Raw genomic sequence first — 390 nt, forward strand, 5'->3', positions numbered from 1 at the left:
TATTGTTTACCTTTAAATGCATCAAGAAAACTCATATTCTTGCCTCCTTACGGTTTTATAAAGTTTACCATGCAATCTGACAGTTGATAAGATCTAACAAAATCCAGTGCGTTAAAGTCAGGACTGACATCAACTTTTTTTAGCAATAAAGCCAATGCGAACTCGTTAGCCTCAGCTTCAATTTTAGACACCTGCGTACTAGATTCCAATCGTCTGAAGAACGTCGTAGATTCTCCCGAGTGGAGTATAATATGTCCAAGCTCATGCGCCAAGACAAAATCTTTTTTGGGGTATTCCAGTTTAGGACTGATAAGCATGGTAGTTTGTCCATAGCTGCTAACAGTCATTCCTAAAGTGCTGTCTGGCAAATCTATAGTATCAACTATGCAC

Annotated in this window: 1 protein-coding gene; it reads right to left on the reverse strand. The window is 38.7% G+C overall.

The window, feature by feature from the left end; translation table 11 throughout:
- Nucleotides 1-47 precede the first annotated feature (47 nt).
- On the reverse strand, nucleotides 48-390 hold a 343-nt coding region (locus KJQ97_RS09690), incomplete at its 5' end, for an ImmA/IrrE family metallo-endopeptidase (RefSeq protein WP_214120736.1).

Source organism: Campylobacter sp. 2018MI01 (assembly GCF_018501205.1).
In the GTDB taxonomy this organism is placed as follows: Bacteria; Campylobacterota; Campylobacteria; order Campylobacterales; family Campylobacteraceae; genus Campylobacter_E.